This window comes from Burkholderia sp. CpTa8-5, assembly GCF_017815045.1.
In the GTDB taxonomy this organism is placed as follows: Bacteria; Pseudomonadota; Gammaproteobacteria; order Burkholderiales; family Burkholderiaceae; genus Burkholderia; species Burkholderia sola.
Window position 1 is genome coordinate 150,095 of the sequence record NZ_JAGIQD010000015.1, and the last position, 7,852, is coordinate 157,946.

At 63.9% G+C, this 7,852-nt stretch carries 5 protein-coding genes and 1 tRNA gene; 3 read left to right on the forward strand and 3 right to left on the reverse strand.

The genetic code is table 11. The annotated features are described in order from the left end of the window. Positions 1 to 32: 32 nt before the first annotated feature. The 3 genes from parE to J8I35_RS22680 all read right to left on the reverse strand — a co-directional run bounded on the left by parE (position 33) and on the right by J8I35_RS22680 (position 4,854). Positions 33 to 2,015, reverse strand: coding sequence for a DNA topoisomerase IV subunit B (gene parE, locus J8I35_RS22670; protein WP_050017499.1), 1,983 nt, complete (start codon positions 2,013 to 2,015; stop codon positions 33 to 35). A gap of 220 nt (positions 2,016 to 2,235) precedes the next feature. After that, on the reverse strand, positions 2,236 to 4,221 hold the full coding sequence (locus J8I35_RS22675; RefSeq protein WP_209926952.1) for an ATP-binding cassette domain-containing protein: 1,986 nt from the start codon (positions 4,219 to 4,221) through the stop codon (positions 2,236 to 2,238). Positions 4,222 to 4,449: 228 nt separating this feature from the next. Continuing rightward, positions 4,450 to 4,854 (reverse strand): DUF4399 domain-containing protein, encoded by a 405-nt coding sequence (locus J8I35_RS22680; protein ID WP_209926953.1) that lies wholly within the window; start codon positions 4,852 to 4,854, stop codon positions 4,450 to 4,452. Between the two features lie 199 nt (positions 4,855 to 5,053). On the opposite strand from J8I35_RS22680, the gene J8I35_RS22685 reads away from it, so the two are divergent. The 3 genes from J8I35_RS22685 (at position 5,054) to J8I35_RS22695 (ending at position 6,837) form a co-directional block, all read left to right on the forward strand. Further along, positions 5,054 to 5,236, forward strand: coding sequence for a rubredoxin (locus J8I35_RS22685; RefSeq protein ID WP_006478164.1), 183 nt, complete (start codon positions 5,054 to 5,056; stop codon positions 5,234 to 5,236). A 148-nt stretch (positions 5,237 to 5,384) separates the two neighbouring features. Continuing rightward, positions 5,385 to 5,459 (forward strand) — tRNA-Arg (locus J8I35_RS22690). Between the two features lie 163 nt (positions 5,460 to 5,622). After that, positions 5,623 to 6,837, forward strand: a complete 1,215-nt coding sequence (locus tag J8I35_RS22695) for an integrase arm-type DNA-binding domain-containing protein (protein ID WP_209926954.1) — start codon at positions 5,623 to 5,625, stop codon at positions 6,835 to 6,837. Positions 6,838 to 7,852: the final 1,015 nt, after the last annotated feature.

Sequence of the window (7,852 nt, forward strand, 5' to 3'; positions counted from 1 at the left end):
ATGCCCGGCCGCGCGGAAGCTCCGCTTAACGCTTAAATATCCGCTTCGACGTCGTTGCCCTTTTCCTCGAGCCAGCCGCGCCGCGCGGCTGCCTCGCCCTTGCCCATCAGCATCGTCATCCGGGCGACGGTCGCCTCGTAGTCGAGCTCGCCGAGCTTCACCGGCATCAGGCGGCGCGTGTCGGGATTCATCGTCGTGTCCCACAGCTGCTCGGCGCTCATTTCGCCGAGGCCCTTGAAGCGGCTGATGCTCCACTGCGTGTCGCGCACGCCGTCCTTGCGCAGCTTGTCGAGGATCGCTTCGAGCTCGCCGTCGTCGAGCGCATAGAGCTTCTGCGCGGGCTTCTTGCCGCGCGCCGGCGCGTCGACGCGGAACAGCGGCGGGCGCGCGACGTACACGTGGCCGCGCTCGATCAGTTGCGGGAAATGCTTGAAGAACAGCGTGAGCAGCAGCACCTGGATGTGCGAGCCGTCGACGTCCGCGTCCGACAGGATGCAGATCTTGCCGTAGCGCAGGTTCGACACGTCGACGGTATCGTCCGGGCTGTGCGGATCGACGCCGATCGCGACCGAGATGTCGTGCACCTCGTTGTTCGCGAAGAGACGATCGCGCTCGGTTTCCCATGTGTTCAGCACCTTGCCGCGCAGCGGCAGGATCGCCTGGTATTCCTTGTCGCGGCCCATCTTCGCGGAGCCGCCCGCCGAGTCGCCCTCGACGAGGAACAGTTCGTTGCGCGCGATGTCTTCCGTCTCGCAATCGGTCAGCTTGCCCGGCAGCACCGCGACGCCCGAGCTCTTGCGCTTCTCGACCTTCTGGCCGGCGCGCGTACGCGCCTGCGCCTGCTTGATCACGAGTTCGGCGAGCTTCTTGCCGTGCTCGACGTGCTGGTTCAGCCACAGTTCGAGCGCCGGACGCGAGAACGACGACACGAGCTTCACCGCGTCGCGGCTGTTCAGCCGTTCCTTGATCTGCCCCTGGAACTGCGGATCGAGCACCTTCGCGGACAGCACGAACGACACGCGCGCGAACACGTCTTCCGCGAGCAGCTTCACGCCCTTCGGCTGCAGGTTGTGCAGTTCGACGAAGCTCTTCACCGCCTGGTAGAGACCGTCGCGCAGCCCCGACTCGTGCGTGCCGCCGGCCGGCGTGGGAATCAGGTTCACGTACGACTCGCGCACGAGCGAGCCTTCCTCGCTCCATGCGACGACCCACGATGCGCCCTCGCCTTCGGCGAAGGTTTCGTCGGTCGAACGCGCATCGGCGAAACGCTCGCCTTCGAACAGCGGGATCAGCAGCTCGCTGCCGTTCATTTCGTCGAGCAGGTAGCCGCGCAGGCCGTCTTCATACTTCCACGTCTGGCGCTCGCCGGTCTTTTCGTTGACGAGCACGACCTCGACGCCCGGCAGCAGCACGGCCTTCGAGCGCAGCAGGCGCTGCAACTCGCCTAGCGGCAGGTTCGGCGAATCGAAGTATTTCGGATTCGGCCACACCTGCACGCGCGTGCCGGATTTCTTCTCGCCGCGGCCCGCGCCTTGCGTGGACAGCGGCTTCACGACGTCGCCGTCGGCGAAGCCGAGTTCGGCGATCTTGCCGTCGCGCCATACCGTCACGTCGAGACGCGTCGCAAGCGCGTTCGTCACCGACACGCCGACCCCGTGCAGGCCGCCCGAGAACGTATACGCGCCGCCCGCGGCCTTGTCGAACTTGCCGCCCGCGTGCAGGCGCGTGAACACGATCTCGACGACCGGTACGCCCTCTTCGGGGTGCATGCCGAACGGGATGCCGCGGCCGTCGTCTTCGACGGAGACCGACTGGTCGGCGTGCAGCGTGACCGTGATCTGCTTGCCGTAGCCGCCGAGCGCCTCGTCGGACGCGTTGTCGATGACTTCCTGGATGATGTGCAGCGGATTCTCGGTACGGGTATACATGCCGGGCCGCTGCTTGACCGGCTCGAGACCCTTGAGCACCTTGATCGATGCTTCGCTATAGGCCGCGCTGGGTTTCTTCGTTGACATAGGCGCTGAATTTCGTCATTCATCGGGACGTTGTCCACACCTCGTGTGGATAACGTCGTGGACAAAACGTTGAGTTCCGTAAAAAAGCGAATCGAAACAACGGTGTGCTTGGACTGCTCCGAAAGCGGGCGCGCGGCGTGTGCGGCGCGACCCTGGACGCGCGGTATTTTACTGGTTCCGCGTGGCGCGCCAATCGCGGGATCGGCGCGCACCGCGCGCGTCACACCGGCTTGCGCTTCGCCTCGAGCGTTTCCCACCGTTCGAGCGCGGCGAGCAGTTCGTCGTCGATCGCCGCGAACCGCTCGGTCAGGCGCGTGCCTTCCTGCGGATCCTTCGCGAAAATCGCGCCGTCCTCGAGCTGCGCATTGATCGTCTTCTGCTCCGCTTCGAGCGCGGCGATCTTCTCCGGCAGCGAATCGAGCTCGCGCTGCTCGTTGAACGACAGCTTCACCGTGCGCTGCGCGTTGCGGCCGGCCGCGCTCTTCGCCGGTTCGTCCTTCGCGGGCGCCGCCTCCTTGACCGCGCGCTTCGCCGCTTCCTGCTGCGCGAGCTGCTCCGAGCGCTCGCTCTGGATCTGCCAGTCGGTGAAGCCGCCGACGTATTCGCGCCACTTGCCGTCGCCCTCGGCCGCGATCACCGACGTCACGACGTTGTCGAGGAACGCGCGATCGTGGCTGACCAGCAGCACCGTGCCGTCGTAGTCGGCCAGCAGTTCTTCGAGGAGTTCGAGCGTCGGGATGTCGAGGTCGTTGGTCGGTTCGTCGAGCACCAGCACGTTGGCCGGGCGCGCGAACAGGCGCGCGAGCAGCAGCCGGTTACGCTCGCCGCCCGACAGCGACTTCACCGGCGAACGCGCGCGTTCCGGCGCGAACAGGAAATCGCCGAGATAGCTCATCACGTGCTTGCGCACGCCGCCGATCTCGACCCATTCGCTGCCGGGGCTGATCGTGTCGGCCAGGCTCTTCTCCTGGTCGAGCTGCGCGCGCATCTGGTCGAAATACGCGACCTGCAGGTTCGTACCGGTGCGCACCGTGCCTTCGTCGGGCTTCAGGTCGCCGAGAATCAGCTTCAGCAACGTCGTCTTGCCAGCGCCGTTCGGGCCGACGAAGCCGATCTTGTCGCCGCGCATGACCGTCGTCGAGAAGCGGTCGACCACCGTGCGGCCGCCGTAGCGCTTCGTCACGTCGGTCAGCTCCGCGACGATCTTGCCGGACTTCTCGCCCTGCGCGACGTCGAGCTTCACGTTGCCCTGCGCATTGCGGCGCTCCGCGCGCTCGTTGCGCATCTGCACGAGCCGCGCGATGCGGCCGACGCTGCGCGTGCGGCGCGCTTCGACGCCCTTGCGGATCCACACTTCTTCCTGCGCGAGCAGCTTGTCGAACTTCTCGTTCTCCACGCGCTCGACTTCGAGCTGCTGCGCCTTGCGCGTCTGGTACGCGGAGAAATTGCCCGGGTACGACAGCAGCCGGCCGCGATCGAGCTCGACGATGCGCGTCGCGACGCGATCGAGAAACGCACGATCGTGGGTGATGAACAGCAGGCCCGCGCGCTGCGCGACGAGCAGCTCCTCGAGCCAGCGGATGCCGTCGAAGTCGAGGTGGTTGGTCGGTTCGTCGAGCAGCAGCACATCGGGCTGCAGCACCAGCGCGCGCGCCAGCGCGACGCGCTTCTGCATCCCGCCCGACAGCGCGTCGACGCTCGCGTCGCCGTCCGTCAGGCCGATTTGCGCGAGCGTCATCGACACGCGCGTACGCCAGCTCCACGCGTCGTGCGCGTCCAGCGACGACTGCAGCGCGTTCATCCGCGCGAGCAGCGCATCGTGTTCGGCGCCCTCCGGTATCTCCGCGAGGCGGTGCGCGATCGAATCGTATTCTTCGAGCAATTCGCGCGTATGCCCGAGCCCCGACGCGACCGCGTCGAACACCGTCGCGCCTGGCTCGAATTCGGGCTCCTGCGGCACGTAGACGGTCACGAGCTCCTGCTGGCGCGTGACCAGCCCGTCGTCGGGCTTCGCGAGATCGGCGACGATCTTCAGCAGCGACGACTTGCCCGCGCCGTTGCGGCCGATCAGGCCGACCCGCTCGCCGGCTTCCAGCGAGAAATCCGCGTGATCGAGCAACGCGACGTGACCGAACGCGAGCTGCGCGCCGGTAATGGAATAGAGCGACATGGGGAGACGGCGAAGAGAGAAATCGGAAGCGCCCATTGTACCGGGCGCGGAGGCCGGCATCGGCTCGGCTGGATGGACGAGTGCCGCGGGGCGTTTCCGATGGGCGCCGACGCGGTATCGTGGGCGGTGTGGCCGACCTCCGGTTTTCGGATGCCGGCTACGGTTTGCGTGCCCGCATGAGCACGCGGATGCGGGCCGGATCCCAGGGGCCGGCCGATCGGCAGATCCCCCGCGGCGCATCGCGCGCCAGCGCGGGATGCACGGTTATTTCACGTTGACCGTGATCGTCGAGCTCAGTTCGGGACCGTATGAACGGTGCGCGCCGTCACCGAGCTGCAGCGTCAGCGTGTGCTGGCCGGGCGGCAGCTTCACGTCGGTCTCGGTCTGGGCCTTGCCGAAATGCAGCGAACGTTCGCTCGCCGGGATCACGTCGCCTTTCGGAATCGGCCGGCCGTCGATCAGCAGGTGATGGTGACCGGTATCCGGCGTCATGTCGCCGGCCGGCTTCAGCGCCATGCCTTCGAGACCGAACTTCACATGCACCGGATTCGACACCGTCGCACCGTCGCTCGGCGCTTCGAAATACACGCGCGCCTCGGCCCGCGCGATCGTCGACACGGCCATCGCCGCGACGCATACCGCACCTGCGATCCACTTTCTGTTCAGCATCGCATTCTCCTTATGATTGGACAGCCTCGGAAGCATACACCGCACGAACAGCGGGCGTGTTTCAGTTGCGTTGTTCGCGATGCGTACGTTTAAAACGACGTTGCGCTGGCGTTCGACGAAATTCCGGTAACATTGCGCCTTTCGTCCGCCAGCGAGGCTGCGGACGGCATCGCCGAATTTTCTTTATCCCGAGCGCAACATGAGCGAAGTAACCGAATACCAGAGCTGGGTCTGCCTGATTTGCGGGTGGGTCTACAACGAAGCGGAAGGGCTGCCCGACGAAGGCATTCCGGCCGGCACGCGTTTCGCCGACATTCCCGCGGACTGGCGCTGCCCGCTGTGCGACGTGGGCAAGGAAGATTTCGTCGTCGTCGATTTCTGAGTTTCTGTTTCGGTCGCGGGTGATCTCGCGATACGCGCGTCGCGGGTGCATTCCGCCCCGCCGACGCGCCGCGCGTTTGCTATACTCTGCGCGCTGTCCACACCGCCGTCCGGCTCGCGGTTTTTCGCGCGATTGCCCGGATATGGCTCTCCCCGTAGTTCAATGGATAGAACAAGCGCCTCCTAAGCGCTAGATACAGGTTCGATTCCTGTCGGGGGGACCAGTCAAGCCCCAAACCATCCCCAAGATTCACAAGAAATCGCCCGCTGAGGCCCGTCCGGCGGTCTTCTAGCTCCCATCGTTACTCAAGGTTGCTCAGTGACAGCCGGAGAAAGTGTTGGTATTTTTGTTGGTATCAGCAGATACCAACAACACAGATACCAACAATGCCTCTCACTGACGTGCAGGTACGGAACGCGAAGGCCAGCGCGGCCCCGTACAAACTCACGGACGGCAACGGAATGTTCTTGCTCGTCCAACCGAACGGCGCGAAGTACTGGCGCTTCTCATACCGCTTCCTTGGCAAGCAGAAGACGCTCGCCCTCGGCGTCTATCCGGCCGTCACGCTCGCGACGGCACGGAAGAAACGCGACGAGGCCCGCGAGCAGATCGCGGCCGGAATCGATCCGGGCGAGGCGAAGAAGGACGCAAGACGGGCCGCCGAGATCGCGGCGGCCAACTCATTCGAAGCGGTAGCCCGCGAGTGGTTCGACTCCCAGCGTCCGGGCTGGAGCGACGGCTACGCGGAGAAGGTGCTGAATTCGCTTGAGGTCGACGTGTTCCCGAAGATCGGCCCTCGCCCGATCGCGGAGATCGATTCCCCGCAGATGCTCAGCATTGTTCGCGAGGTCGAGGCACGCGGAGTGCGCGAGACGGCGAAGCGGATCCTCCAGCGCTCGCGCGCGGTCTTCCAGTACGGGATCATGACCGGTAGATGCTCCAGGAATCCGGCGGCCGACATCGATGCGCAGACAGTCTTGAAGAAAGGCCCCGGCGTGCAGCACATGGCCCGCGTCAAGGCGACAGAGATACCGCAGCTCATGCGAGACATCGACGCTTACCAAGGCGACCTAGTCACCCGGCTCGCGCTCCGCCTGATGGCGCTGACCTTCGTGCGGACAACGGAAATGATTCGTGCAGAGTGGTCGGAGTTTGACGAGGCCGCCGCAGAGTGGCGCGTTCCGCCTGAACGCATGAAGATGCGCGACCCGCACATCGTGCCGCTATCACGGCAAGCGCTCGACGTGCTCGCCCAGCTCCGCGCGCTCAACGCCCAGCATCGATTCGTGTTCTATAGCGTGCAAGGCCGGAGCCACATTTCGAACAACACCATGCTCTACGCGCTCTATCGCATGGGATACAAGTCGCGGATGACCGGGCACGGCTTTCGCGGACTGGCGGCTACAGCTCTGCGTGAACTCGGCTTCGGTCGGGACGTTGTAGAGCGCCAGATGGCGCACGCCGAACGAAATCAAGTGACGGCCGCCTACGTTCACGCTGAATACCTGCCAGAGCGTAGGCGAATGATGCAGACGTGGGGAGATCACCTCGACAAGCTCAAAGCCGGGGCTGAAATCATCCCAATCGCGACGGCAAGATAGATTCGTCCGTCGTGCGCGACTGTCGCTCACTGCATTTCAGTATGTCCGCAAGCGGGTAGAGTCCACCGCTTGCGGACTGAGCCACAGATTAAGCCTGTCTATTAGCTCTATCTTATTGATTATGGCAGGTCACTGCGAATAGAAGGATCAACCATATTCGAGCGATTAGACGCGACGCCAATGGTCCGGGATGCGCTTGTCACTCAGATGTCGGACACGAGCGACATGCAAAGCGCTTGCTGGGTGATTTCTCTTTGCCCAATCAATCGCTTCCGCCTGAGTCCTGAAAGTCCCAAGTGGAACGGTTGAATGTGCCGGCTCGACGGTGAACCCCGCAGGCTTTTCATTTATGAACAAACTAGTCATCTTGTTTGCCTCCTGTTTTGCTGGCAAACGGCCAGCGCGCTGCGTCGCACATAAAGAGGTCGCGACACGAACTCCCCCGATTGATAGCGCCTCTCCTAGCATCGTCTGCAGAAACATTTTGTCACAAGTAATGGTGGGCCGAGCGGGCAAAAATCCGCTCTTTCATCGGACTGACCATAGATTGTGGATTGGACTCGATCTATGAATATGTCCCCCCTTAGGAGCGCCGACAGTAGAAAAAACACGCGGGTGTGAGCCCCCGCGTCTTTGCCCTAGACGCAGGGTCCCCCGCTTTCCGGCCACCCCGACACTTGCGGCCGACGCAACAATGCTCGATCGGGGCGCATCGCGAACACCCCCTCGAAAACACGCCTCCGACGCCCGTCAAATCCCGGAGAGCCGCGCCCCGTCTGGCTTCATGGTCGACGCAGACAGACGACGCCTGTCCGCTCAGTGCAAAACGAGTTGGAGATTTGGAGATAAACGCCTGAATCGGCCGCAAAGCCTTGTGGGGTAAGGCTTCGCGTGTCTCCAAACGATTTGGAGAACGCTGGAGATACTGGAGATAAACCGTAAGCGTCAATCTGAGGCCGTCTTGACGATCAGAACTTGACCTCTGAGAGGCGCTGATTCGCGAGCACGAGATCAA

What these genes read in the sequence shown, in the direction of transcription:
- J8I35_RS22695 (WP_209926954.1), top strand. Translation starts at nt 5,623, where the DNA reads ATGCCTCTCACTGACGTGCAGGTACGGAACGCGAAGGCCAGCGCGGCC.
- J8I35_RS22680 (WP_209926953.1), bottom strand. Translation starts at nt 4,854, where the DNA reads ATGCTGAACAGAAAGTGGATCGCAGGTGCGGTATGCGTCGCGGCGATG.
- J8I35_RS22675 (WP_209926952.1), bottom strand. Translation starts at nt 4,221, where the DNA reads ATGGGCGCTTCCGATTTCTCTCTTCGCCGTCTCCCCATGTCGCTCTAT.
- parE (WP_050017499.1), bottom strand. Translation starts at nt 2,015, where the DNA reads ATGTCAACGAAGAAACCCAGCGCGGCCTATAGCGAAGCATCGATCAAG.
- J8I35_RS22685 (WP_006478164.1), top strand. Translation starts at nt 5,054, where the DNA reads ATGAGCGAAGTAACCGAATACCAGAGCTGGGTCTGCCTGATTTGCGGG.